24 protein-coding genes and 1 riboswitch are annotated in these 24,310 nt (G+C 53.9%); of the genes, 8 read left to right on the top strand and 16 right to left on the bottom strand.

Features of this window, described 5'->3' with window-relative positions:
- The first annotated feature begins 75 nt into the window (after nt 1–75).
- Nucleotides 76–1,425 (top strand): HD domain-containing protein, encoded by a 1,350-nt coding sequence (locus JRC49_02560; GenBank protein ID QTE71734.1) that lies wholly within the window; start codon nt 76–78, stop codon nt 1,423–1,425.
- 21 nt (nt 1,426–1,446) lie between these two features.
- The gene (locus JRC49_02565) at nt 1,447–1,968 is read left to right on the top strand and encodes a hypothetical protein (protein ID QTE71735.1); all 522 of its coding nucleotides are present in this window, start codon (nt 1,447–1,449) and stop codon (nt 1,966–1,968) included.
- A gap of 70 nt (nt 1,969–2,038) precedes the next feature.
- Here the strand turns inward: JRC49_02565 and thiC are convergent, their stop codons facing one another.
- From thiC to JRC49_02615, 10 genes are all read right to left on the bottom strand, one after another.
- On the bottom strand, nt 2,039–3,343 hold the full coding sequence (gene thiC, locus JRC49_02570) for a phosphomethylpyrimidine synthase ThiC (GenBank protein ID QTE71736.1): 1,305 nt from the start codon (nt 3,341–3,343) through the stop codon (nt 2,039–2,041).
- 20 nt (nt 3,344–3,363) lie between these two features.
- A complete protein-coding gene (gene thiD / locus JRC49_02575) occupies nt 3,364–4,170 on the bottom strand; it encodes a bifunctional hydroxymethylpyrimidine kinase/phosphomethylpyrimidine kinase (GenBank protein QTE71737.1) in 807 nt (268 codons plus the stop codon).
- On the bottom strand, nt 4,167–4,826 hold the full coding sequence (thiE, locus tag JRC49_02580) for a thiamine phosphate synthase (GenBank protein ID QTE71738.1): 660 nt from the start codon (nt 4,824–4,826) through the stop codon (nt 4,167–4,169). The genes thiD and thiE overlap by 4 nt, the downstream gene beginning before the upstream one ends.
- Entirely contained in the window at nt 4,823–5,620 is a 798-nt protein-coding gene (gene thiM / locus JRC49_02585; GenBank protein ID QTE71739.1) for a hydroxyethylthiazole kinase, read from the bottom strand. The genes thiE and thiM overlap by 4 nt, the downstream gene beginning before the upstream one ends.
- Nucleotides 5,604–6,338, bottom strand: a complete 735-nt coding sequence (gene thiW, locus JRC49_02590) for an energy coupling factor transporter S component ThiW (protein ID QTE71740.1) — start codon at nt 6,336–6,338, stop codon at nt 5,604–5,606. The genes thiM and thiW overlap by 17 nt, the downstream gene beginning before the upstream one ends.
- A 188-nt stretch (nt 6,339–6,526) precedes the next feature.
- Nucleotides 6,527–6,635: riboswitch (TPP riboswitch) on the bottom strand.
- 326 nt (nt 6,636–6,961) lie between these two features.
- A complete protein-coding gene (locus JRC49_02595) occupies nt 6,962–7,240 on the bottom strand; it encodes a hypothetical protein (protein QTE71741.1) in 279 nt (92 codons plus the stop codon).
- A gap of 196 nt (nt 7,241–7,436) precedes the next feature.
- Entirely contained in the window at nt 7,437–9,269 is a 1,833-nt protein-coding gene (gene ftsH / locus JRC49_02600) for an ATP-dependent zinc metalloprotease FtsH (protein QTE71742.1), read from the bottom strand.
- Nucleotides 9,270–9,436: 167 nt separating this feature from the next.
- Entirely contained in the window at nt 9,437–9,898 is a 462-nt protein-coding gene (locus tag JRC49_02605; protein QTE71743.1) for an Hsp20/alpha crystallin family protein, read from the bottom strand.
- A gap of 256 nt (nt 9,899–10,154) precedes the next feature.
- Nucleotides 10,155–10,388, bottom strand: coding sequence for a hypothetical protein (locus JRC49_02610; GenBank protein ID QTE71744.1), 234 nt, complete (start codon nt 10,386–10,388; stop codon nt 10,155–10,157).
- Nucleotides 10,389–10,886: 498 nt separating this feature from the next.
- A complete protein-coding gene (locus tag JRC49_02615) occupies nt 10,887–11,060 on the bottom strand; it encodes a hypothetical protein (GenBank protein ID QTE71745.1) in 174 nt (57 codons plus the stop codon).
- Nucleotides 11,061–11,217: 157 nt separating this feature from the next.
- Here JRC49_02615 and rpsM point away from each other — a divergent pair, with 157 nt between their 5' ends.
- The 6 genes from rpsM to JRC49_02645 all read left to right on the top strand — a co-directional run bounded on the left by rpsM (nt 11,218) and on the right by JRC49_02645 (nt 14,908).
- Nucleotides 11,218–11,595 (top strand): 30S ribosomal protein S13, encoded by a 378-nt coding sequence (gene rpsM, locus JRC49_02620; protein QTE71746.1) that lies wholly within the window; start codon nt 11,218–11,220, stop codon nt 11,593–11,595.
- 56 nt (nt 11,596–11,651) lie between these two features.
- Entirely contained in the window at nt 11,652–12,053 is a 402-nt protein-coding gene (gene rpsK / locus JRC49_02625) for a 30S ribosomal protein S11 (GenBank protein QTE71747.1), read from the top strand.
- An 18-nt stretch (nt 12,054–12,071) separates the two neighbouring features.
- Nucleotides 12,072–12,668, top strand: coding sequence for a 30S ribosomal protein S4 (gene rpsD / locus JRC49_02630; GenBank protein QTE71748.1), 597 nt, complete (start codon nt 12,072–12,074; stop codon nt 12,666–12,668).
- A 41-nt stretch (nt 12,669–12,709) separates the two neighbouring features.
- Nucleotides 12,710–13,654, top strand: a complete 945-nt coding sequence (locus JRC49_02635) for a DNA-directed RNA polymerase subunit alpha (protein ID QTE72771.1) — start codon at nt 12,710–12,712, stop codon at nt 13,652–13,654.
- 17 nt (nt 13,655–13,671) lie between these two features.
- Complete coding sequence (gene rplQ, locus JRC49_02640) at nt 13,672–14,184, top strand: 50S ribosomal protein L17 (protein ID QTE71749.1); 513 nt, start codon at nt 13,672–13,674, stop codon at nt 14,182–14,184.
- A 253-nt stretch (nt 14,185–14,437) separates the two neighbouring features.
- Entirely contained in the window at nt 14,438–14,908 is a 471-nt protein-coding gene (locus JRC49_02645) for a hypothetical protein (protein QTE71750.1), read from the top strand.
- Nucleotides 14,909–15,053: 145 nt separating this feature from the next.
- Here the strand turns inward: JRC49_02645 and JRC49_02650 are convergent, their stop codons facing one another.
- From JRC49_02650 to JRC49_02675, 6 genes are all read right to left on the bottom strand, one after another.
- Complete coding sequence (locus JRC49_02650; GenBank protein ID QTE71751.1) at nt 15,054–16,544, bottom strand: DUF4340 domain-containing protein; 1,491 nt, start codon at nt 16,542–16,544, stop codon at nt 15,054–15,056.
- Nucleotides 16,545–16,800: 256 nt separating this feature from the next.
- Nucleotides 16,801–18,243, bottom strand: a complete 1,443-nt coding sequence (locus tag JRC49_02655) for a Gldg family protein (GenBank protein ID QTE71752.1) — start codon at nt 18,241–18,243, stop codon at nt 16,801–16,803.
- A gap of 179 nt (nt 18,244–18,422) precedes the next feature.
- Nucleotides 18,423–19,133 carry an ABC transporter permease subunit gene (locus JRC49_02660; GenBank protein ID QTE71753.1) on the bottom strand — a complete coding sequence of 237 codons (711 nt, stop codon included), beginning with the start codon at nt 19,131–19,133 and terminating at the stop codon, nt 18,423–18,425.
- A 133-nt stretch (nt 19,134–19,266) separates the two neighbouring features.
- Complete coding sequence (locus JRC49_02665; GenBank protein QTE71754.1) at nt 19,267–20,193, bottom strand: ABC transporter ATP-binding protein; 927 nt, start codon at nt 20,191–20,193, stop codon at nt 19,267–19,269.
- Nucleotides 20,190–20,630 carry a GtrA family protein gene (locus JRC49_02670; protein ID QTE71755.1) on the bottom strand — a complete coding sequence of 147 codons (441 nt, stop codon included), beginning with the start codon at nt 20,628–20,630 and terminating at the stop codon, nt 20,190–20,192. Before JRC49_02670 ends, JRC49_02665 begins: the two co-directional genes overlap by 4 nt.
- 5 nt (nt 20,631–20,635) lie before the next feature.
- Nucleotides 20,636–24,190 carry a DNA polymerase III subunit alpha gene (locus JRC49_02675; protein QTE71756.1) on the bottom strand — a complete coding sequence of 1,185 codons (3,555 nt, stop codon included), beginning with the start codon at nt 24,188–24,190 and terminating at the stop codon, nt 20,636–20,638.
- Nucleotides 24,191–24,310 lie beyond the last annotated feature (120 nt).

Here is a 24,310-nt window from a genome sequence, read left to right on the forward strand (position 1 = left end):
TAGGCTTTCACTAATAATTCTGAATTCTGAATTCTGAATTCTGAATTAATAATTGTGAATTATGAATTGTGAATTATGAATTGTAATTTGATTCTCCCATCTGCTGTTTCCAATCTGCTGTCCCGCTTGACGCGGGCTGGCTTCTCTGCGTATGTTGTCGGCGGCTGTGTCCGGGATGCGCTCCTTGGCATTGCTCCCCATGACTGGGATATCTGTACCTCCGCCCTGCCGGAACAGATGCAGGAAGTTTTTCATGATCTGCACACCGTGGAAACCGGCCTGAAGCACGGCACCCTGACCGTGGTGGTCAACCATGAACCTTATGAAGTTACCACCTTCCGGGTGGACGGAGATTATACCGATCACCGTCATCCGGATTCCGTCTGTTTTGTGGACAACCTGACTGAGGACCTTGCCCGGCGGGACTTCACCGTCAACGCCATGGCCTGGTCTCCCGATACCGGACTCGCCGATCCTTTCAATGGACAGCAGGATCTCGCAGATAACCTGATCCGCTGCGTCGGCGAGGCGGAAAAGCGTTTTGACGAGGATGCCCTGCGCATTCTACGCGCCCTGCGCTTTGCTTCTGTCTATGACTTTGCGATCGAACCTGCCACCTCCGCCGCCCTGCGGAAGATGGCGCCGGATCTTTCCCGTGTCGCCGGAGAGCGGATCCGGGAGGAACTGCTGAAGCTGCTCTGCGGCAAGGCTGCCGGACGGATCCTCCGGGAATACCCGGAAGTGCTGGCGGAAATCATTCCGGAAATCCGGCCCATGATCGGCTACGACCAGCAGAACCATCATCACAGCTATGATCTTTGGGAGCACACCGTCCGCGGGATTGAAGGCGTTCCGGCCGAACCCATCCTGCGTCTCACCATGCTCCTGCATGATACCGGCAAAATCGCTGCCCGCACCACAGATGAAAAGGGTGAAGGGCATTACAAAGGACACCAGAAATATTCAGAACAGATTGCCCGGAAAACCGCCGAAGCCCTGCATCTGGATAATGCCTCCCGGGAACGGCTGTGCAACCTGGTGCTGCACCATGATATTCCCCTGCGGACTGAAAGCGGGGCCATCAATACGGATCGTTCCTTCCTCCTGCGGCGGCTGAACCGTTTCGGGGAAGAAGATCTCCGGACGCTCTTCCTCATCCATCGTTCCGACCGGGTCGCCACCGGCTATACCACACAGGAGCGGGAGGATGCCCGGCTGAAGGAGCGCATGGCCGCCCTGGACGCCCTCCTGGCAGAGCAGCCCTGCTTCACCCTGAAAGACCTGGCGGTCAACGGCCGGGATCTGATTGCCGCCGGCCTGAAAGGCAAAGCTGTCGGCGAAGCCCTGCAGGCGCTGCTGGAGGCTGTCATGGATGGCAAAGTACCGAATGAGAAAGATGCCCTTCTGTCTGAAATCAGGAAATAACCTGACAAGGGAGGCTGTGACATGTCCGCATCATCAATCCGAAAAACCGCCGGGAGGATTCTCTGCATAGGAATAATCCTCCTGCTCGTATGTGTGTCCTTTGCTTCCGCGGAGGATCTCTTTGCCGCGGGTGAGCAGAATCTCAGGGACCACGGTCTCGTGCTGGAAGATGTCATCAGCGAGTATTCTGAATTCGGCAACTCCGGGAATGGATTTTCCGGTTTCTGGCTTCCCTACCTGCAGGACAACAAACCTGCTTTCCACCTGTTTGACGTCACCGGAGACGGCTGTGTGGACCTGGTCACCGGCCGGATGTTCGGCAGTGGCATGGTCCGTCATGAAGTGGTCGTAATGGATCCCATCAGCCACGAGATTTATATCCTGGACGGATATGACTATGATTACGGCGTCACCGATGTCACTGCGGACCGTCTCACCGTCGAAAAAAGCGGACCCAACGGCTACAATAAGCCGATCACAAAAACCCAGGGCACCATCAAACTGGAGGACGGCCAGCTGGTCTTTGTGCCGGACGAAAATTAACATTTTTTATAACAAAACCGGCGGTCCTGCTGAGCATTCATTCTCTGGCAGGCCGCCGGTTTTTCATTGCTTACAGAATATCGATATACTCGCCGTTCAGGGCCTTGTTCATGCTCCTCACCGCGCAGAACTTGCCGCACATGGAGCAGGTGTCGTCATGTTCCGGGGCACGGCTGTCACGGATCGCTTTGGCAGTGGCGGGATCAATGGAGCATTCCCACTGCTTGTCCCACTCAAACGTTCTCCGGGCCTCCGCCATCCGGTCATCAATATCCCTTGCATGCGGAATCTTCTTTGCGATGTCCGCCGCATGCGCCGCGATCCGGGAAGCGATGATGCCCTGTTTCACGTCCTCCACATTCGGAAGCGCCAGGTGTTCCGCCGGGGTAACGTAGCACAGGAATGCCGCGCCGGAAGCCGCCGCGATTGCGCCGCCGATCGCGGAAGTAATGTGATCATATCCGGGAGCGATATCCGTCACCAGCGGCCCGAGCACATAGAACGGTGCGCCCATGCAGATGGTCTGCTGCAGCTTCATGTTTGCTTCAATCTGGTCCATCGGCATATGGCCGGGACCTTCCACCATGACCTGCACGTCCTTCTCCCAGGCCCGCTTGGTCAGCTCGCCCAGGCGCACCAGTTCCTCAATCTGGCATACGTCGCTGGCGTCCGCCAGGCAGCCGGGCCGGCAGGCGTCGCCCAGGGAAATGGTCACGTCATATTCCCGGCAGATGTCCAGGATCTCGTCATAGTATTCATAGAAGGGGTTTTCCTCCCCTGTCATGCTCATCCAGGCAAACACCAGGGAACCGCCGCGGGAAACGATATTCATCTTCCGTTTGTGCTTTTTGATCTGCTCAATGGTCTTCCGGGTAATCCCGCAGTGCAGGGTCACAAAGTCCACGCCATCCTCCGCGTGCAGGCGGACCACGTCAATGAAGTCCTTCGCGGTCAGGGTAGCCAGATCCCGCTGGTAGTGGATCACGCTGTCATACACCGGCACGGTACCGATCATGGCAGGGCATTCCGCGGTCAGCTTCCGGCGGAAAGGCTGTGTATTGCCGTGGCTGGAAAGGTCCATAATGGCTTCCGCGCCCATATCGACTGCCGCCATCACCTTCTGCATTTCAATGTCATAGTCCTTGCAGTCCCGGGATACGCCCAGGTTGACGTTGATCTTTGTCCGGAGCATGGAACCGACGCCGTTGGGTTCAATACAGGTATGCAGCCTGTTAGCGCAGATGGCAACTTGGCCTTTGGCCACCAGGTCCCGGATTTCCTCCTCCGTCCTGTATTCCTTGGCGGCAACCTTCTTCATTTCCGGGGTGATGATTCCCTTCCTTGCGGCATCCATCTGGGTCGTGTAGTCTCTCATGGTTCTTCTTTCCTTTCAGATTAATTTGCTTCTTCGGCAAAACGGGATTTCAGGTCAAAATTGTGCATCATCGGTCCGGCGCCTTTCCCCAGGTCCAGCATTGCTGCCAGCGCACCGGAGATGTATTCCTTTGCCCGCCGCACAGATTCCGCCAGGGTGAACCCCTTCGCGAGATTGGAGGCAATGGCGCTGGACAGCGTACACCCGGTGCCGTGGGTATTGGGATTGTCAATCCGCTTTCCCTCAAACCAGGTGATCTTCCCGTCCGCGCAGAGCAGGTCGTTGGCGTCGTTCACGCTGTGTCCGCCCTTCAGCAGCACGGCACAGTGATATGCGCTGCTGATCTGCTCCGCCGCTTTCACCATGTCCTCCGCGGTTTCAATATGCATACCGGACAGAATCTCCGCCTCGGGAATATTGGGCGTCACCAGCGCGGCCAGTGGCAGCAGCTCTGTCATCAGCGTCTGCACGGCGTCGTTCCGGAGCAGGGCAGAACCCGAGGTCGCCACCATCACGGGATCCAGCACCACATTCCGCGCCCGGTAATACCGCAGCTTTTCCGCGATCACCCGGATCAGCTCGCAGGAAGCCACCATACCGATCTTCACTGCGTCCGGATAAATGTCCTCAAACACAGCGTCAATCTGCTGTCCCAGGAATTCCGGCGAAGCTTCCTCAACCGCCCGCACGCCTGTAGTATTCTGCGCCGTCAGCGCCGTAATGGCACTCATGGCATAGACGCCGTTCATCGTCATCGTCTTCAGGTCCGCCTGGATCCCGGCGCCTCCGCTGCTGTCGCTTCCCGCAATGGTCAGTACTGTCTTCATCTTTCCGTTTCTCCCTTCCGGCGGATCAGGCCGAGTGCTTCAGCCCTGGCCTTCAGCTCTTCCGCCGCCTTCTTCGGATCCTCCGCTTTCATGATGGCAGACACGGCGCAGATTCCGGCAACCGGAATCCCGGCAAGCACGTCAATGTTATCTCGGTTCAGACCGCCGATGGCATTCACCGGGATGGACACGGCTCCGCAGATTTCCCGGAGGGTATCCGTGGAAGTCAGCACTGTCTTCACCTTTGTTGTGGTGGGATAGATGGCTCCCACTCCCAGGTAGTCCGCCCCCTGTGCGGCTTCATCCAGCGCCCAGGACACGGTCTTCGCCGTCGCGCCGATGATTTTGTCCTCGCCCAGGATCTTCCTTGCCGCGGCTACCGTCATGTCCTCCGCGCCCAGGTGCACGCCTTCCGCGTTCACGGCCAGCGCCACGTCCACCCGGTCGTCAATGATCAGCGGAACCCCGTACCGTTTTGTCAGCGCGTGTACCTTTTCCGCCAGGTCGATGTACGCCCGGGTGCTCTTGTTCTTCTCCCGGATCTGCATGATCGTCACGCCGCCCTGCAGCGCCGCTTCCACCCGGCGGAGAAACTCCTCTTCTTCGTACATCGTACTGTCCGTAATAAAGTACAGGCTCGTGTCAAAATGCTTCATCTTGTCTCCTCCAGCTCAATGAGTTCTTCCAGCTGCTCATCCGTTACCGTGCTCAGGGCGTCCAGCAGGTTCACCAGGAAGGTGCCGCTGCCTTTTTCGGTTTCGGCAATCTGCCCGCAGCATCCCAGCATGGCGCAGGCAGCCGCGGCTGCCTCCATTCCCGGGCACACCGGCAGATAGGCACCGCACAGCACTCCCAGCATGCAGCCTGTTCCTGTTACGGCGGCCAGCTGCGGCGTACCGTTCCGGATCAGCGCAAACCGTGTGCCGTCTGTCACAATATCCGTTTTCCCGCTGGCCAGCACCGTTATACCGTACTTCCCTGCCAGCTCACCCGCCGCTTCCTTGACCTCGTCCTCTCCCAGGGCCGCGTCCGCGTCCACTCCAGAGGCACGGTAGGCCGTTCGGTACAGCGCGTAAATTTCCGAATAGTTCCCCTTCAGTACCGCCGGTTTGGCGGTTGCCAGCAGCCGGGCGGCATATTCCCTCCGCAGTCCGGAGCAGGCAGTACCCACCGCGTCCAGGACCACAGGAATGCCTTTCTCCTTCGCTGCCCGCAGGGCGATCTCCATGGACTCCATCCTCACGTCGGTGATGTTGCCCAGGTTCAGCACCAGCGCGTCCGCGGACTCCGTAATCTCTTTCACTTCCGCCGGATGCTCCGCCATGATCGGACGCGCACCGGCCGCCAGCACCGCGTTGGCGCACTGGTTGATGGAGATCGGGTTGGTGATGCAGTGGATCAGGGGACGCCGGTCCCTCACCGCGGCGCGAATCTCATTCAGCTTTCGCATTTGCTTCCTTTACCTTCTTTGTCTTGCAGAAATAGTAGATCAGTCCCGTGGCCGCCGCGACGGCCGGTGCGGCAATGGCCGCCGTGTTCCATGCGGGAGCAGTCAGTCCGAAGGCGGTGGAAGCCACCTTGATCACCACCCAGAGGATACCGCCCAGCGCCGCAATGGTCAGCGAGTCGGCCACCACGCTCGGCTGGTCGTGATAACCCACGGAACCGACAGACCGCTGCATCCGCGCCAGCATCCCGTTGGACGCCAGTTTGCGCAGGAATACATAGGCGATGCTTCCGCCGATCAGCGTGCCGCATATGAAGGAAGGAACATAGAACAGCCAGCTCAGTCCTTCCTTTCCCCACAGCAGGGTCATCACCGGATAGGAGGCCAGCGCGCCGATAATGCCTGTTCCGATAATCTCACCGATGACCGCCATCAGGATCTTCCCTTTGGACATCCTGTAAAATACCCCGGACAGGAAGGCGCCGAAAACCGCGCCCGTCAGCGCCAGCGGCGGAATACCCATCGTCAGCATCCGGATAATGCCGATTACCGTCGCGCACAGCAGTGAATACCACGGTCCCATCAGTACAGAGCACACTATATTGATCAGGTGCGCCATGGGGCACATGCCTTCCACCCGGAGGATAGGCGAAATCACCACGCCCAGTGCAATCAGCAGGGACAGGACAACCAGTTTCAGGATAACGTCAGACTTTCTCATTTTTGTGAACCCCTTTTTCGTATGAAATACGAAGTCAGTAATGCTTCGCTCGGTCGGGAATTGCTTTTCCCCTCTCACCCCGAAACACGGGTTCCCATCGCTTTGTACAAGGCCCAGGGCGCTCCCCCTCGGCCCGCCACACACAGTGGAGACGAAAAAAACAGGAGAAACCTTCTGTGGTTTCTCCTGCATCAACACATTCTGTCTTCCTACGGCGGCATTACCCACATCAGGTTTAAGGGTCGAAGGTCATACCTTCCTCTCAGCCTGTCGCTACAAGCTCCCCTGCGTTTTTCAGTTGTCGGGCATCCGCGGGTTTCCCCGTTTCTGCTCCGGGAAAGGATTATATGCCGGTTTCTGTCGGATTACAAGTTCTTTTCCGCGAAAACATAAAAAAGCCAGCAGCCGGACTGCAGATATCCCCATGGCAGATAAATAAGATTTTAATCACTGGTACAAGATGCCTCCTAATGCCGCAGGATGCCGCGTTTTGCGCAGTTTCCTGCGGGTCAGTTCTGTCCCGCGCCTTCCAAAATGAAATTCATCGCTCGGCAAAACGCGGCAAAATGCGGCAAATCGAGGCCGCCAAAAGTAGTAGAAAAGTAGTAAAACGGGATTTTTTACTACTCGGATTTCTCCTCCCGTCTGCTCCAAAGCAGATAATCAATCTTCTTTATATCCGGAATCCAGCTGTACGATGGCAGCCATCTATCGAATTCCTTGATGTTCTTCCACGCCTCTTCCGTAGTTAAATAATCCTTATACCATCTTTCAATCCGATCATAGATCAGAATGGCATTCTCAACCCGTTCCCGTGGATTCTTACCCTTCAGTTCCAGCCCCAGGTTCTGCAATACATGCTGATCCCAGATAGGCTTGTCCGAATCGATCGTCGCAATCATCTTAGATGAAAAGGAAGCCTCAATATTCCCAGTTTCCACGTACAGGCATCCAATCACGTCCGCAAAGAAATAATGCTCCTTTTTCGCCTGTTCAAAAATCTTGTAGTAACACTTTCTCCATTCAGCATTTCGCCTTACCCGGTAAAACGCATTGAACGCATGCTGGAATCAATAGCGTTCAGTTCCGTCGATCTGTTTATGGCTTTTGATCATCAGCCTTCAGGATGCTCATAAACTCTTCACCGGTAATTGTTTCTTTGTTTAGAAGGTATGCTGCCAGTTCATGGAGTTTATCTTCGTGTTCCCGCAGAATACTATCTGCTTTCTTCCGGGCTTCTTCTACCAGCGCGACCACCTGTTCATCAACCTTTTCCGCAAAAGCAGGACTACATGCCAGGGAGGTATCCTGACCCAAATACTGACTGTTCAGTGTTTCCAGTGCCACCATGCCGAAATCACCCATGCCATAGCGGGTAATCATCCCGCGTGCCAGCCGGGTAGCCTTTTCAATATCGTTGCTCGCACCCGTGGTGATGGAATGGAAAACCAGTTGTTCAGCCGCCTGCCCGCCTGTCAGGGTAACAATCTTATTATACAGTTCTTCACGGGACATCAGATAATGCTCATCTTCATCCACCTGCATGGTATATCCAAGAGCGCCGGATGTTCTGGGGATAATCGTGATCTTTGTCACAGGTGCTGAATTGGTCTGCAGAGATGCCACCAGTGCGTGACCGATTTCGTGATAGGAAACAATCTTTTTTTCATTCTCAGACAAGACTGCATTTTTACGCTGATAACCGGCGATAACCGTTTCCACACTTTCCATCAGGTCGTCCTGTGTTACAGTATCGCGGCCCAGCCGCACCGCACGCAGCGCTGCCTCATTGATGATATTGGCCAGTTCCGCGCCGCTTGCACCGCTTGTTGCCCTGGCGACAGCTTTCAGGTCAATGTTATCGGCCATTCTGATCCCCTTGCTGTGCACACGCAGAATCGCTTCACGGCCACCGACATCGGGCAGTTCAACCGGAATCCTTCTGTCAAAACGACCTGGGCGCAGAAGAGCTGGATCCAGGGATTCAGGTCGGTTGGTTGCTGCCAGTATGACCACACCCTTTTTCCCGTCAAAGCCATCCATTTCTGTCAGCAACTGATTCAGAGTCTGTTCACGCTCATCATTGCCGCCGATGCCGGCTCCGGTATCTCTTTTTTTGCCGATTGTATCAATTTCATCAATAAAAACGATACAAGGTGCCTTTTCGTTCGCCTGTTTGAACAGGTCCCTGACTTTTGCTGCACCCATACCGACAAACATCTCTACAAATTCGCTGCCGGAAATGGAAAAGAAAGGAACCTTGGCCTCACCGGCAACAGCTTTCGCCAGCAAAGTTTTACCTGTTCCGGGAGGTCCGACAAGCAGCGCACCTTTAGGCAGTTTGGCGCCAATGGAGGCATATTTACCCGGGTGTTCCAGAAAATCAACAATCTCTTTCAGTGCTTCCTTGGCTTCTTCCTCACCGGCTACATCTTCGAAAGTTACACCCGTTGATTCTGAAGCAACAATCTTTGCACCGGATTTACCGAAGCTCAGCGCATTCATCCCGCCTATCATCCGCTTTGATAATATCCGGCCCAATGCCCAGAACAGTGCGATCGGGATTATCCAGCTGATGATAAAGCTGATCAGCGGATTGTTCTGAGTTGGGATTTGTGCGGAAAACGAGACTCCGGCATCCTCCAGCCGTTGGCGCAGACTGCTATCCGGGAAAACCGCTGTCTTGCAGATGCTGTCCTGTCCGTCTTTGCCTTTGGTGATGAAAATCAATTGTTCTCCGTTTTCATCCATGGATACTTCTGATACCTGTTTTGAATCCACCATTTTCAGAAAATCGCTGTAACCGACTTCCTGAACCTGGCGCTGCAAAAGCATCGGAAAAACGAACGCATTCAGAAGCATAATCACGATGACTGCAACAGCCATGTAGAAAATGAGCGGCTTTTTATTCTGATTGGAATCACTAATCATAAGACCATCTCCTTCTTAATGGTATCTTATATCCTGAACATGAAGGACAAGTGAAAAGCGGAAGAAATAACAGGAAAAAAACTGCAGAAAAAGCAAAGGACCCCGACTCACGATTGAGCCGGAGCCCTCTGATTTTCTATACATGGGCCGATTGGCGGGTATGTCAGTTAACCTTCGATCAGGATCTGCTTCTTCTCATTAACCTTCTGCTGTTCCTTCTTCGGAATCGTCAGACTCAGCACACCGTTTTCATACTTCGCCTTGATGTCCTCCTCGGTCACAGTTTCACCGACATAGAAGCTGCGCTGCATTGTGCCGGTGTACCGCTCTTGGCGCAGGACTTTACCTTTCTTATTCTCCTGCTTCTTTTCCAGTGCTTTCTCTGTCGCTATGGTCAGATAACCATTTTCCAGATTCAGCTTGATTTCTTCTTTCTTGAATCCGGGCAGATCCACATCGACTTCGTATCCTTCATCCGTTTCCTTTACATCCGTCTTCATCATGTGCTGTGCATTTCTGCCGTAAAGAACATGCTCAGGACGGGTAAATCCACGGAAGAAGTTCCCGTCAAGGTCATCAAAGACATCCATCAGGTTCTCACCAAATACGCTGGGAAGATAAGTACTCATAATAACAACCTCCATTCATGGCCTTCATCGCCGGGCTTCTCACCCGTCATGCCGGGTCGCAATCTGGCCTTTATGCAGGTCGTGCACTTTGTGGTCTCCGGCCACCCCGTTCTCCCGAACGCTGATTATATTATATTCATTGATCAAAGAAAGTCAAACTTAAGATTGGCCGATTTACTCCGTTATCCGGCGACTGTATGCTTTTTGTCCCTCTTAGTCTGTTTTCCTGAGAATTTCTGGATAATTCATTGTATTTCTAAAGATTTTCATTTGCGGATTTTTTGTCTCCAAAATCAATGCTCTGAATTTTCTGCATAGATATATCCAGGATTTTTGAGTATTTAACTGTCAGTTGAAAGACAAATCCTTTTTTAATATCCAGAAGCATGAATCCTTGATTCTTCTCCTCGATCAGCAAAAAAAGATTTGCTGCCGAAAAGCGCTGAACCCTTGTGTTTTCAATGAATTTCTGATTGATCGGCACTTTCATTGACTACTCCTCCTCCATAGAATCGTAGTAGTAATCACTCTGTTGCCGAACAAAGTCAACTATAAACCTTATCCGGCTGGCACTGATCAATCTGCTAAGCCGATAAAGCCGGAACATATTCGCTTGATCAATAATATGATTTACTGCTGAAAAAGCGCCGAACCCTTGTTTTTCAAAGGCCGGCGTTTTTTCATATAGCGTTGATTTTCATATTTTCGGCAAAATATCACCAGTAGTAGTAAAACAGTAGTAATTTCCTTTTTATCTGCCGCGTTTTAGGGGCGTCCTGCCAACCCCTTAGTCACTGTTGCCATGTCACACCGCCTGATGTTGTACTTACACCGACTGTTCTGCTTCTATGTTTCTGTATGACTCCCTCCTCCAGGATCTAAACCCTCAACATATCCGGAACACATTCTGCAAAGAGACAATCCTAATTTTGCATTTGGACTTTGCCATTCTCACAATTTAGCAGATTTTATTCTTTTGTAACAATATTTATAAAAATTTAATTTTTAATTTGAATTTTTCATTGCCATTTTTCTTTCCTTGTGCTAAACTGTGGAAGTTAGCCCTGGTTTGCCGCCGGGCGGCTGCATCCGTTGAAAAACGGGTGTTCCGGTGGGAAATCAAACCCCGTCTCTTTAGGCGCTGGCAGACTGCACCTTCCATAGCAGTCCGTCAGTGTTGTTGTGCGCCTGCTTTCACCAGGAGCCAACATGGAGTCGAGTTTCGCGGTGCCTGGTTGGGTTGCCTCGCCCCATGCGAAACAAAACTTTTCCCGGTTGACCATTTAGGTCAAACAACATACGGAGGTGTATTACTTAAAATGGCACGCATTGCAGGTGTTGACCTGCCCAGAGAAAAGCGCGTTGAGATCGGCCTGACCTACATCTACGGCATCGGCCTGACCACTTCGCAGAAGATGCTCGCGGAAGTCGGTGTGAATCCCGACACACGGGTAAAGGATCTCTCCGAGACCGAAATCAGCAAGCTGCGTGAATACATTGAGCACAACCTGAAGGTGGAAGGTGATCTTCGCCGTGAAGTTTCGCTCAACATCAAGCGTCTGATTGAGATCGGCTGCTATCGCGGCGTTCGTCATCGTCATGGCCTTCCCGTTCGCGGACAGAATACCAAGCAGAATGCCCGCACCCGTAAGGGCCCCAAGAAGACCATCGCCGGCAAGAAGAAAGCCACCAAGTAAGTCTCTGACTGAATTGATTCCGCTTTTATGCGGATAATACGGAGGGAGTAAAATCAATGGCACCTAAGCAAAAGCTGAAGAAGGCTACGCGTAAACGCCGCGAACGGAAGCTCGTTGAGCGCGGCGCTGCCCATATCCGTTCTTCTTTCAACAATACCATCGTGACCATCACTGACACCCAGGGCAATGCTCTTTCCTGGGCCAGCGCCGGCGGTCTAGGCTTCCGCGGAAGCAAGAAGTCTACGCCCTTCGCTGCTCAGATGGCCGCTGAAACCGCCGCCAAGGCCGCTATGGAATACGGTCTGCGCACGGTTGAAGTGTATGTCAAAGGCCCCGGTTCCGGACGCGAAGCCGCTATCCGTTCTCTTCAGGCCGCCGGTCTGGATGTGAACATGATCAAGGACGTGACGCCCATTCCTCACAACGGTTGCCGTCCGCCCAAACGCCGTCGCGTGTAAGAAGGAGGACAGACAGAAATGGCAGTGAATAAAGATCCGATTGCCAAGAAATGCCGGAAGTTCGACATTTCCCCGGCCGTTATGGGCTATGGCAATAAAAAATCCACCCGCAATCCCGGCGGAAACCGCCGCAAGAAGGTCTCCGAATACGGCGCCCAGCTGCAGGAAAAGCAGAAGGTTAAGTTCGTATACGGCGTCCTGGAAAAGCAGTTCCACAAGTACTACCTGAAGGCCGCCAACATGAAGGGCATCACCGGTGACAACATGCTCCGCCTGCTGGAGCAGCGTCTGGACAACGTTGTGTTCCGTCTTGGTCTGGCCAAGACCCGTCGTATGGCTCGTCAGATCGTCTGCCACGGCCACATTCGGGTCAATGATATCAAAGTCGACATTCCTTCCTACCAGGTGAAGGTTGGCGATAAGATCACTCTGCGCAAGCGCAGCGAAGAGATGGAGATGTTCAAGAGTCTGCGTGAAGGAACCAGCACGCTGATCCCGAAGTGGCTCAGCTTCGACGCTCAGAACCTCACCGGCACCGTCAACGCTCTTCCCACCCGCGAAGATATCGACCTGCAGGTTCAGGAGAACATGATCGTCGAGTTCTACTCCCGTTAATGATTACTGGACAACCCGAATGAGGAGGGTACAACGAAATGATCGTCGAAATCGAAAAAGCCCGTATCGACTGCGTCGAAGTTGGACAGAACGGCTGCTATGGCCGCTTTGTGATCGAGCCGCTTGAACGCGGATTCGGCCACACCCTGGGCAACTCCCTGCGTCGCGTGCTTCTTTCCTCCCTCCCCGGCGTGGCAGTCTCTTCCGTGCACATCGAAGGTGTGCAGCACGAGTTCTCCACGATCCCGGGAGTCAAGGAAGATGTAACGGAAATCATCCTGAATCTGAAGACTATGGCCTGCAAGATGTTTGCCGATGGCCCCAAGCAGCTCACCATCGATGTGAAGGGTCCCTGCGAACTGACTGCCGGCGATATCAAAACGGATGATGAGGTTGAAATCGCCAACCCGGAACTCCATATCGCCACGCTGAATGAGGATGCTCATCTGCAGATGCAGCTGACCCTCGATCGCGGCCGCGGATATGTGAGCGCCGACAAGAACAAGACCCCCAGCATGCCTATCGGCGTGATCCCGATCGACTCCATCTTCACTCCTGTGAAGAAAGTCAACTACACGGTCGAAGATACCCGCGTAGGTCAGATCACGGACTATGACAAGCTGACCCTTGAGATCTGGACCAACGGCACGCTGAAGCCTGAAGAGGCTATTTCCAGCGCCGCCAAGATTCTGAATGAGCACCTGAACCTGTTCATCAGCCTGACCGACCAGGTCATGCCCGTGAGCATGGTGCAGCCCGAAGACGACAAGAAGGACAAGGTTCTGGAGATGACTATCGAAGAACTGGATCTTTCCGTCCGTGCTTATAACTGCCTGAAGCGTGCCGGCATCAACAGCGTTGCTGAGCTGGTGCAGAAGAATCAGGAAGACATGATGAAGGTCCGCAATCTGGGCCGTAAGAGCCTGGAAGAAGTTGAGCAGAAGCTCAGCGCTCTGGGTCTGGGCCTTCGCCCCAATGATGACTAATTTAGGAGGGAATTCCCATGGCTAACCAACGCAAGCTGGGTCGCACCGCGGATCAGCGCAAGGCGCTGCTTCGTAACCAGGTGACCAACCTGATCTGGAACGGCCGGATCACGACTACCGAAGCCAAGGCCAAGGAAGTCCGCCGGATCGCCGACAAGATGATTACCCTGGCTGTGCGCGAATGCGAAAATACGGTTTCCACCACCAAGGAAACCCATAACGACAAAGGACAGCTGGTCACCCTGGAAGTGGTGAACGATGCTCCGTCCAAACTGCATGCCCGCCGCATCATGATGGCTTACCTCTACGATCTGAAGGAAGCCAAGAATGCCGACGAGAACAAGGCTGAATACCGTGAGCGTACCAAGGACAACAAGCATCCTGTGGTAGAGAAGCTCTTCCGTGAAATCGGACCCAAGTACAAGGCCCGCAACGCGGAAAAGAACTGCTCCGGTGGCTACACCCGCATCTACAAGCTCGGACCGCGTCGCGGCGATGCCGCCGAGATGGTCATTCTCGAGCTGGTCTGACATTAACCGACACATCAAGCAAGCAAAAACTCCTGCCCCCTGCACAAGGGCAGGAGTTTTCTTATTGCTCAAAACCTATGTATTAATATCAACACATAGGGTTTATATGTCATCCTTCGACACGACCATTTCCGTTTTTTTACTCAATGCCTTGACATTTTTTCCATAAACCATCATGATATTCTCATGTCTGCACAACACATAATTATGAATTATGAATTGTGAATTATGAATTTAAGAAAGCGTGGCTTTTATGAAAGACCTTTACTCGGAAAATGACCTCTTCTCCCTCTCTTCCCAGCTGAAAAAGCGCTATACCCTGCTGGGCGTCATCCTGGCCGTAATCCTGGGCCTGTTCATCTATTCCATGATCATCCGGGTGGAATGGCTGAGCGTTGTCCTGTTTGCCCTTCTCTGTGCCGTTGCAGTCTTCTTTATTGAGCTGTTCTGCCTGCCGCTGCACCGGTATAAAAAGCTGGTTCAGTCCGCGCTGAAGGGCCGTACGCACACTGATACGCTGATCTATGACCACGCGGAAGCAGAGCCCTCCCTTGTGGACGGCGTACACTGCACCGGGCTGATTCTCCTCGGCGAGCCGGACAAACACGGCATCCGTGAACAGCGGTATTACTGGGACAACGAGCTGCCCCTTCCCGCTTTCAACTCCGGCGATCAGATCACCATCAAATACACCGGCAAAAACATCATCGGCTACGAACTATAATTTCCTTCTGATATGAAACCCACATGATTAGCAGATGCAACCAAGACTGAACAACCGTCCAGATACATAAAATTTTTAAGTTTTAAGTCTTAAGTTTTCAGTATTCATTAAAAACGACCCATGCATTGCATGGGTCGTTTTCTTCTCACGGCAAGTCTGTCATCCCGTTTTTTATGAGATAAAACCTGCTTGCTCCGTCCAGCGTAACCAGGTCGTGCATCTGATCCAGGTCAGACAATTCCAGGATATGCGTCCTGCCGCTTACTGTGCGGAACGTATACTTGGTATGCACGTTCCCCGGCTCATATTCCTGTGAAAGCTTCCCGCTCACCGTCACCGTCAGCAGCCTGTCCCAGGCAGCTTCAAACGTCTCATACGGGATTTCTTCGCCGTTTTTCAGGCAGCGATATGTCTGTTCCGTCACTTCTTCCCCGTTCCCGGCATCCTCCACAGGCTCCAGGACGTAGGAAACCGTCTCCTGGCCATGCTTCTCCACCACTGCGCTTTCCAGCGAGGTCAGCGGGATAGTAACCACATAACGGGCTACTGTGCTTGTGGGCTCCACGTTCAGGAACGCGCTCATTGTGAAATCGGTGACGGAATAGATACAGCCTTCGTACAGGACGTAAGAAGACATCTCACTCTTGCTCCCACCGACAGTCAGGGTATACAGGTGTTCTTCCCAGTCGCTCACGTCAAACACGCCGCTCATCCCTACCGTACCGGTGGATCCTGCTGCCGTATGGAACTCAAGGATTGCCGAAGGCTCTTCAAAGCCGTAAAGCTTCAGCGTTTCTTCGTTTGCCTCTTCTATAAACACACCCAGCCGTAGATTCCCGGCGTTTTCCTTCAGGTTTACAATCGAGTTGTAATCCGCAGGGTAAGTAAAAGGCGCCGTCAGCTGCCAGTTTTCCGCCGCGTCCCTGTCCTTTACGTCTCCCTGCAGGCTCCATTCCTTCCGGACGCTTCCGTCTGCGTTTTTCACGCTGATTCTGTCCAGCAGTGCGCTCTGGATCTCCAGCCGCGGGACCGGATGAAGCAGGGTCTGTTCCGTGCTCAGATCGTCCATAATACCCGCCGAAACAGCGTACAGGTGTTCATCTCCGTCCACAGACATGTAGTAGTACCTGTTGTTTTCAGGATCAGCCGATTTCCCGACATGCACAGTCACATCTGTGCCATCCTGGAAGCTGAACACAGCGGTTACCAGCGGATCCTTCAGGCCGAAAGCATCCAGAGCGACTTCCCATTCTGACCGTTTTTCCGCGAATATGTCGTCATAGGTCAGGTTTGTGGCCACGCTCATCAGCAGTTCTGCGATGTTTTCGTCCACCGTCCAGGAAGAGGGTTCTCCTGTTTCCTCATGCAACAGATGAAGTTTGCCTTCCGCGTCTGTCTCCACGGTCCAGGGATCTTTCCCTTGCTGGATCAGCGTCAGGCTTTTCAGTTCGCTTTCTTCGTGCAGAAAGATATTGCCTGTTTGTGCTTCATATTTCACGTTCGCTTCGGATGCCGTTTTCTCTGCCTTATCCCGCAGCAGCAAACCAACCGCAACGCAGATCACCAGCAAAAGAGCGCACAGAATCACCCCGGTCAGCCTTCTCCGCTTCCGGTCCTTATGCTTCTGTCTCTCCACCTTTTGCATGCTTTATATTCCTCTATTATTTCCACTAATCTTATGTATAAACTATCCAGCTTACTTTAGGATAGCATTCAGTAACTATTATTTTTAAGTTTTCAGTTATTGAGGAGGCATCCGTGCTTCAGCACGGCCAATGCCTCCCATGCTACAGCTGTCAAAGTTTCGAAGGAACTTTGGTAACAGCGATCGCAAAGTTTTCAGTATTCATTTGATAATATATTGTCTTCAGTATTCATTAGAAAAACAGATGTTATCTGTTTTTCCTCGGTCCCAGCACCAGCAGTGCCGCAAACAGCACCGACAGCGGCAGGGCAATCAGCAGGATTGATCCCAGGCTCAGGCTTTCCGTTTTCAGTCCGGGACGTGCCGCATCCTTCGGCGTAATATTCAGGCCTGTTCCGTCATTCTGCAGCAGGAACTCCATCACGTTCACCGTCAGCTCCTGGCAGTGTGTGACCGAGTACAAGGATTTACTTATCAGCACCTCACCGCAGCCAATGATAAAAGCTCTGGATACATAACTCTCCGTGGTGATACGACGGGCTTCCAGCGCCAGCGGATATCCGTCTGTTACGCTGGGTGCAATGTTTGTTCTGTCAATTTGGCGGATTGCCGTATCAGCGCTGCGAAGCACAACGCTTACGCTCAGGTTCCGGTCTCCCTCTTCCGGTTCCGCGAAGGCTCTCGTTTCCGGAATAATCAGGTAATCCCTGCCCAGTCCCACCAGGTCCATCGTGATATCCGTAGAGCACATCACAGGTAAAAGAAAATACTGATTGGATTCGTAATAGGAATTCTTGTCCAGCGGATCGGCGCGAACCAGGCCGTCCAGCGGCTCAAATCCGTAGCTCCGCAGCAATGTCATATAATTGGGCATATTCGCCAGGGGGGCACTATAATCACAGACAAACAGGAAGCTGCCGCCCTTCGCGGCGAATTCCGTTAGTTTTGTCATCTCAATATCCGTCAGATCTTTCTGTGCGTTAAAGAAAATCAGCAGGTCTTCAGGATCCGGCGTATATTCATTATCCCTCAGGGTCTGATATTCCACTTCATACTGATTGGCTTCCAGCAGGTTCTGGAAGTCTGTCAGGTATTGTAGTTCATACTCATCGTGTCCCTGCAGGATCACAGCCTTTGGCACCCGGTCCTTCACCACATAGGCAATCGCTCCGGTAATGGCACTTTCAAACGTCAGGCTGTCATATTCCATTGTGCCAGTCTCAAGGTTGTAACCCAATCCCATAAAGTCCTCGCCGCCAAGGATTCTGAAGCGGTTCGTCTGTTCACACCAGACAATGAAGTTGGACTCTCCCGGCACCAGGTTATCGGTCGAAAACTGCTCCAGCAGCTGCGGATTAACCGCCGGATCCACCTGCTTCCAGGTGATCTTATCACTGGACGCGGCATACTTATTCAACAGTTCCTGAAGCTCCAGCCAGTCCCTTTCAGAAGATTTCCGGAACAGTGCATAGATCTCAACCGGTTTATCCAGTTTTTCAATCACGGCCTTTGTTTCCGCGCTCTGGGACAGAATACCGTTAAAGGAGAGATCAATACGCCATCCCTTATTCTTTTCCAGCGCGTATACGCCCGCGTTCAGCGCAATCAGTGCCAGCAGCACCATTGCCAGCATCAGGGCTGATACGGAACCGTATTTCCACTTCCCGGTTTTAAACTTCCCTTTACTCATGGATGGCGTTTTTCTCTCCTTTCTGCCCGCATCCCGCGGGCAACTCTTCGCCCTTCACTGTCCGCATCCGCGGGCAACTCTACACTCTTCACTCATCACTCTGCACTGACAAACTTAAATCATTTTTAAGTCTTAAGTTTTAAGTTTTCAGTTTTCATTACGGTAAAAATCCAGGATTTTTACCGCGTATATCTTTTTCGATCGAGCCTGAACACCGCCAGTGCCAGGAACGCCGCGATAAAGGACAGGTCATACAGGATCGCAGCGAAACTCAGCTGCCCCAGCTTGATCATGTTCTCATTCCGCCGGTATATGGACAGGAATTTCAGGATCTCCGAAAGCCATTCCACCTGGATCATGCCGTACATCTCATCCAGGATCCACAGCAGCAGGTTGGCGCCGTATGCCAGTACCGCAGCCGTCACCGGTGTGCCCGCGCATCCCGAAAGGAACAGATCCAGTGCGGCCAGGGCGCAGCCCTGCAGGATGAATCCCAGGTAGTTTACCGCCAGTTCCGCCGGATACACCCTGCCGTAGAGAGCTACCACCAGCACAAACAGCAGCGTCATCCCCGCGGTTATCAGCAGCACCGTCACTGCGGCCAGGTATTTGCCCAGCACAATACCCGGCAGGGATACCGGGCTCGTCAGCAGCAGCTGATCCGTCTTCTTCTGCTTTTCTTCCGCCAGCAGGCGCATCGTCAGGATCGGGCAAAGCAGCATCCACAGATAGCTCATCGTATAGATGAAATTCGGCAGTTCACCGCTTCGCGTCCTGAGTATACTCACATAAAACAGGATGGAGGAAATAATCAGGAATACCCCGATAAACACATAGCCTACAGAAGTATAAAAGTACCCCTGTATCTCCCGTTTCCGGATCGTATTCATGGTCTTCTCCTCTCCGCCTGCCTGCCTTCAGCAGGCAAACTTTTCACTAATCACTGGTCTCTTACAAACTTAATCATTTTTAAGTCTTAAGTTTTAAGTTTTCAGTTTTCATTGAGATCTTTCTGTGAAACACTTATGTGTTTCTCAGGAAGATCTCCTCCAGGCTGTCCTTCTCCTCCGTCATCATCCGGATCGGCGCGTTCAGCCCTGCCAGCAGCCGGAAAATCTGGTCCGTTGCCCTTCCCTGCTCATCTGCCGTTTTACAGGTCAGCAGGAACTCTGCTGTGCCCGCCTCCGGACTGTTGACTCCTTCTGCCTGCAGTACGCATTGCAGGCCCTTCAGGGCCCCCAGAAGGGCTTCCTTCCGTCCGGCCGCACGTACCCGCAGCCGCAGGGTATCGGCCGGTTTCTCCGTCAGGTCAATGCTCTGTACCATCCGTCCTTCGTTCAGGATTATCACCCGGGAGCAGAGCTGCTGAACCTCGGTAAGGATATGGCTGGAGAATACGACCGTGTGGTCCTTTCCCAGCTTCCGGATCAGTTCCCGCATTTCCACCGTTTGCCGCGGATCCAGGCCGACCGTCGGTTCATCCAGGATCAGGACGTCCGGTGCGCCGCACAGTGCCTGCGCAATACCGACGCGCTGACGGTATCCCTTGCTCAGGTGGCCGATAACCCGTTCCCGGACTTCCTTCAGGGAGCACAGCTCGATAATCTCGTTCACATGCTCCCGGTTTGCTTTCCGGGTCACTTCCCGCAGTTCGCTGACAAAGGCCAGGTACTCCTCCACCGTCATTTCGTCATACAGCGGCGGCTTCTCCGGCAGATAGCCGATCATCCGTTTGCAGGCCCGCGGGTCAGCCAGCATATCCTTTCCGCCCACCCGTACCTTGCCTTCTGTCGGCGGAAAATAGCCGGTCATCAGGTTCAGCGCCGTGGTCTTGCCAGCGCCGTTGCGGCCCAGCAGTCCCACCGTCTGCCCTTTGGGAACATGAAGCGAGACATCCCGGAGTCCCGGGATGCTTCCGTACAGCTTGGTAACATGTTCCAGTTCAATCATTGCTTTGCCCTGCGGTACAATACCGCCCGTTTCGAGAAGTAATTCCAGATCATCACAATCAGCGTCGCCATGCACTTGTTCAGCACATACATGTTGATCGTTCTGGATCCGAAAGTCAGTATCACAGCGTCTTCACCCAGGAGCACCCGGAACAGCAGCATCAGCACCTCGTTCAGTCCCAGGCCGATCAGGCTGGTAATCAGGAAGCCCGCCTTTGCGCCAGCTCCCCGGTTCTTTGCTCCGCGGAAAACCCAGACGACGCACAGCAGGTAATTCAGGATCACTGAAATCAGGAAAGCGATGGGCGTTGCAATCAGCGTATCCACGCCGAACTTCCCCTTCAGCAAAATCAGTACGGCCAGTTCCACCACAAAACAGACGCCGCCGGTCAGGGCAAACCGAATGATCTCCGCTGCCCGGCTCTTCTTCTGTTCCATGAGTCTCACCCCTTTTGTTTCAGTACCACATTTTCCGCACCCAGCACATCCCTCAGCCGCTGGATGCAGTTTTCATCCGCGCTGCACCAGTTTTCCTTCGGGCACAGCAGTGTAATCTTTTCTTCCGGAATATGCATATAAACCGGAATCTCTCCCGCGCACAGCGCCAGCACGGCACCGGCCCGGTCCATATCCTGCCGGCTCAGCCGCAGGAAGACTTTTTTCTCTGCTTCAGCCGCCAGCTGGGCGTCCGTTTTCGGTGCTTCCCGCTTCTTCCGGAATTCCTCCAGCCGCAGCGTGGAGGGCTGCGTTGTCCACTCTTCCAGCCGGGTTACCCGCTCCGCCAGCAGCTTGGGAGCTTCATCCTCCCGTACGCTGATCTTGCCGCTGATCACCACGGCTTCATCCGTGTTCAGCAGCAGCCGGTATTTCTCAAACACCCTGGGGAACACCAGGCATTCAATCTGTCCGGTCATGTCTTCCAGGGTAACAAAGGCCATATAGTCGCCCTTCTTGGTCGCCTTTTCCTTGACCTCTGTCAGGATGCCGCCCAGGTCCACAAACATTCCGTCCAGGTCCGGAGTCTCGGCTTCCTCTTCGGGTTCGGTGATTTCAGCCGCCGTATAGGTCAGCTTTTTCAGCTTCTCCCGATAATCATCCAACGGATGACCCGTCATATAGACTCCCGCGGCGTCCTTTTCCATTTTCAGTTTGGCCTTCGCCGGGCAGTCCGGAATGTCCGGCAGCCGCAGTTCGGCGTCAAACATGGGCTGTTCTTCCCCGCCGCCGAACATATCAAACAGGCTTACCTGGCCGGATACATTCTTCTTTTTCCGTGCCTGGTTCGCATCCATGGCAGCCTCGTATACTGCCAGCATTTGCGGCCTGTTGGCGCCAAAGCCGTCAAAGGCTCCTGCCTTGATCAGGCTCTCCGTGACCCGCTTGTTGCACTCCGCCGTATCAATCCGCCGGCAGAAGTCAAAGATATCCCGGAAAGGCCCGGCGCTTTCCCGCTCGCGGATGATCGCGTTCACAGCATTCTCGCCTACGCTCTTGATTGCGCCCAGGCCGAACAGGATCGCGGCTTTTCCTTCCGCGTCCCGGTCCACTGTAAACTTCCAGCGGCTCCGGTTCACGTTGGGCGGCAGCACGGAAATATCCCGGCCCCGGCAGTACTGGATGTATCCGGCAATCTTGCCGGTATTGCCGTACACGCTGTTCAGCATGGCCGCCATGAACTGCACGGGATAATACCGCTTCAGCCAGGCTGTCTGCATAGCCACCACACCGTAAGCCGCGGCGTGGGACTTATTGAAGGCGTAGCTGGCGAAAGCGATCATTTCATCGTAGATTTCGTTCGCTACATTCTCCGGAACGCCGTTGCGCACGCATCCGGGCACAGTGACGTTCCCGTCCTTGTCTGTCAGGCCGTGAACGAAAATCTGCCGTTCCTCTTCCATGACCTTGTGCTTTTTCTTCGCCATGGCGCGGCGCACCAGGTCACTCCGGCCGTAGCTGTATCCGGCCAGGTCACGCACGATCTGCATAACCTGCTCCTGGTACACCATACACCCGTAGGTCACGTCCAGGATCGGACGCAGTTTTTCAGTTTTATACTTTACGCTGGCAGGGTTCGCCTTGCCTGCGATATAGCGCGGAATGGATTCCATGGGGCCCGGACGGTACAGGGAGATGGCAGCGATGATGTCTTCAAAGCAGCTGGGCTTCATGTTCGTCAGGAAGCCGGTCATGCCCGCGCCTTCCATCTGGAACACTCCGTCCGTATCGCCCCGGCTGATCATTTCATAAACCGCCGGATCATCCAGCGGAATATCCTCCGGCTTCATGTCCTTGCCGGTTTCCCGCATCATGTCCAGCGTATCCCGGATCACCGTCAGGGTCCGCAATCCGAGGAAGTCCATCTTCAGCAGGCCCAGGCGCTCAATGGTGCCCATCGGATACTGGGTGGTGATGACCTCGTCGTTCCGCTGCAGGGGCACAAATTCCACCACCGGCTTACCGGTAATCAGCACGCCCGCCGCGTGGGTGGAAGCATGCCGGGGCATCCCTTCCAGCGTCAGTGCCGTATCAATCAGTTCCCTGACCTTCGGCTGGTTGTCATACATTTCCCGGAGCACCGGGCTGATCTTCAGCGCCTTGTTCAGCGTCATGCCCAGGTCAAAGGGAATCGCCTTGGCCACCGCGTCCGTTTCCTGGTAGCTCATGCCCAGCACCCGGCCCACGTCGCGCACAACGCCCTTGGCCGCCATGGTACCGAAGGTGATGATCTGGCTCACATGGTCCGATCCGTATTTCCGGGCCACGTAGTCAATAACCTCCTGCCGCCGTTCGTAGCAGAAGTCCACGTCAATATCAGGCATGCTGACACGTTCCGGATTCAGGAAGCGCTCAAACAGCAGCTGGTATTTCAGCGGATCCAGCATGGTAATCCCCAGCGTATAGGCCACGATGGAGCCGGCGCCGCTGCCGCGGCCCGGGCCAACCATGATCCCGTGGGATTTGGCATAGTGGATGAAGTCCCAGACGATCAGGAAGTAGTCCACATAGCCCATATGTTCAATGGTGGACAGCTCATATTCCAGCCGCTGATAGGGTTCATCTCCCTCTTTGGCGTCCGGATAGAGCTTCTTCATGCCTTCCCCGCACAGGCGGCGCAGCATGCTCTTTGCGGTTTCGCCTTCCGGCACCGGATAGTGCGGCAGGCGGGTTACACCGAATTCAAACTCGACGTTGCATCGATCTACGATCTCCTGGGTCCGGTCAACGGCGTCCGGCACCTGCCGGAACAGGGCGCGCATCTCCTCTTCGCTCTTGACGTAGAGCTCTTCTGTCTCCATCCGCATCCGCTGGTCGTCCGCCAGCGTCTTGCCGGTCTGGATGCACATCAGCACTTCCTGGGCATGTGCGTCCTTCTTCTCCAGGTAGTGACAGTCGTTGGTCGCAACCAGCGGAACATTCATTTCCCGGGCCAGACTGATCAGCCGGGGCAGAACGGTCTTTTCTTCCCGCAGGTTGTGATCCATGATTTCAATATAGAAATTCTTCTCGCCGAAGATCTCCTGCATTTCCCGCACATAGGCATGGGCGCTTTCATCCTGCCCGTTCAGCAGCATTTTCGGAAGGTCGCCGCTCAGGCAGGCGCTCAGGCAGATCAGGCCTTCATGATGTTCCCGGATCAGGTTATAGTCGATCCGCGGCCGGTAATAGTAACCCGTCAGGAAGCCCTCACTGATCAGGTACATCAGGTTCTGATAGCCGGTATTGTTCTCGCACAGCAGGATCAGGTGGCTGTTTTCGCGGCCGGTCATGGACTTGTCCGTCCGGTCCCGGCAGACGTATGCTTCGCAGCCGATGATCGGTTTGATCCCGGCTTCCTTCATCGCGTTATAGAAATCGATCGCGCCGTACAGTACGCCGTGATCCGTAATTGCGCAGGAGTCCATTCCCAGCTCTTTCAGCCGGTCGGCAAGCGAACTGATCCTGCAGGCGCCATCCAGCAGGCTGTACTCCGTGTGCAGATGAAGATGCGTAAAGCTCATAATCCCTCCGGCGGCTGAACCGCCATTTTGTGCAAATATGAACACTTGATTATACCACAAATCAAGTTATAAACACAAAGCCGGATCCTCACGGATCCGGCTGAAATACAATTATTCGAT

This window comes from Clostridiales bacterium FE2011 (assembly GCA_017569305.1).
Lineage (GTDB): Bacteria > Bacillota > Clostridia > Christensenellales > Aristaeellaceae > Aristaeella.

Excerpts from the sequence above, each read along its gene's own strand:
- JRC49_02560 (QTE71734.1), top strand. The coding sequence starts at position 76 with ATGAATTGTAATTTGATTCTCCCATCTGCTGTTTCCAATCTGCTGTCC.
- JRC49_02565 (QTE71735.1), top strand. The coding sequence starts at position 1,447 with ATGTCCGCATCATCAATCCGAAAAACCGCCGGGAGGATTCTCTGCATA.
- thiC (QTE71736.1), bottom strand. The coding sequence starts at position 3,343 with ATGAGAGACTACACGACCCAGATGGATGCCGCAAGGAAGGGAATCATC.
- thiD (QTE71737.1), bottom strand. The coding sequence starts at position 4,170 with ATGAAGACAGTACTGACCATTGCGGGAAGCGACAGCAGCGGAGGCGCC.
- thiE (QTE71738.1), bottom strand. The coding sequence starts at position 4,826 with ATGAAGCATTTTGACACGAGCCTGTACTTTATTACGGACAGTACGATG.
- thiM (QTE71739.1), bottom strand. The coding sequence starts at position 5,620 with ATGCGAAAGCTGAATGAGATTCGCGCCGCGGTGAGGGACCGGCGTCCC.
- thiW (QTE71740.1), bottom strand. The coding sequence starts at position 6,338 with ATGAGAAAGTCTGACGTTATCCTGAAACTGGTTGTCCTGTCCCTGCTG.
- JRC49_02595 (QTE71741.1), bottom strand. The coding sequence starts at position 7,240 with ATGATTGCGACGATCGATTCGGACAAGCCTATCTGGGATCAGCATGTA.
- ftsH (QTE71742.1), bottom strand. The coding sequence starts at position 9,269 with ATGATTAGTGATTCCAATCAGAATAAAAAGCCGCTCATTTTCTACATG.
- JRC49_02605 (QTE71743.1), bottom strand. The coding sequence starts at position 9,898 with ATGAGTACTTATCTTCCCAGCGTATTTGGTGAGAACCTGATGGATGTC.
- JRC49_02610 (QTE71744.1), bottom strand. The coding sequence starts at position 10,388 with ATGAAAGTGCCGATCAATCAGAAATTCATTGAAAACACAAGGGTTCAG.
- JRC49_02615 (QTE71745.1), bottom strand. The coding sequence starts at position 11,060 with ATGGAAGGTGCAGTCTGCCAGCGCCTAAAGAGACGGGGTTTGATTTCC.
- rpsM (QTE71746.1), top strand. The coding sequence starts at position 11,218 with ATGGCACGCATTGCAGGTGTTGACCTGCCCAGAGAAAAGCGCGTTGAG.
- rpsK (QTE71747.1), top strand. The coding sequence starts at position 11,652 with ATGGCACCTAAGCAAAAGCTGAAGAAGGCTACGCGTAAACGCCGCGAA.
- rpsD (QTE71748.1), top strand. The coding sequence starts at position 12,072 with ATGGCAGTGAATAAAGATCCGATTGCCAAGAAATGCCGGAAGTTCGAC.
- rplQ (QTE71749.1), top strand. The coding sequence starts at position 13,672 with ATGGCTAACCAACGCAAGCTGGGTCGCACCGCGGATCAGCGCAAGGCG.
- JRC49_02645 (QTE71750.1), top strand. The coding sequence starts at position 14,438 with ATGAAAGACCTTTACTCGGAAAATGACCTCTTCTCCCTCTCTTCCCAG.
- JRC49_02655 (QTE71752.1), bottom strand. The coding sequence starts at position 18,243 with ATGAGTAAAGGGAAGTTTAAAACCGGGAAGTGGAAATACGGTTCCGTA.
- JRC49_02660 (QTE71753.1), bottom strand. The coding sequence starts at position 19,133 with ATGAATACGATCCGGAAACGGGAGATACAGGGGTACTTTTATACTTCT.
- JRC49_02665 (QTE71754.1), bottom strand. The coding sequence starts at position 20,193 with ATGATTGAACTGGAACATGTTACCAAGCTGTACGGAAGCATCCCGGGA.
- JRC49_02670 (QTE71755.1), bottom strand. The coding sequence starts at position 20,630 with ATGGAACAGAAGAAGAGCCGGGCAGCGGAGATCATTCGGTTTGCCCTG.
- JRC49_02675 (QTE71756.1), bottom strand. The coding sequence starts at position 24,190 with ATGAGCTTTACGCATCTTCATCTGCACACGGAGTACAGCCTGCTGGAT.